Origin of the sequence: Bacillus sp. SIMBA_008, assembly GCF_046535495.1 — a bacterium.
Classification (GTDB): Bacteria; Bacillota; Bacilli; order Bacillales; family Bacillaceae; genus Bacillus; species Bacillus subtilis.
In genome coordinates, this window is record NZ_JAWRWL010000215.1 from 1 (window position 1) to 314 (window position 314).

Consider the following 314-nt stretch of genomic DNA (forward strand, 5'->3'; position numbering starts at 1 on the left):
CGACTTATTGTTAGTCCACAAGAACACTCCTACGTGCGTTCAGATAGTAGCATATCTTTTCTGTTTCCACAATTACTACACATCTTTGTAGAAGGAAACCACCTATCTACTTTTACAAGCTGTTTTCCTTGTTCTTGTAGCTTATATGCTAAAAATGTCGTGAACATCCTCCAACCGTTGTCCGCTACACTCTTACCAAATCTAAATGCTCGTGACATTCCTTTCATATGTAAGTCTTCGATTGCTACAACATCAAAGTTCGTAGCTAATTCTTTAGACTTATGATGAAGGAAATTTTTACGTTGATTGGCGAC

Annotated in this window: 1 pseudogene; it reads right to left on the reverse strand. The window is 37.6% G+C overall.

Going from position 1 to position 314, the window contains the following annotated elements:
- Positions 1-32: 32 nt before the first annotated feature.
- A pseudogene (locus SB658_RS22885) lies at positions 33-314 on the reverse strand (RNA-guided endonuclease InsQ/TnpB family protein); the annotation flags it as partial.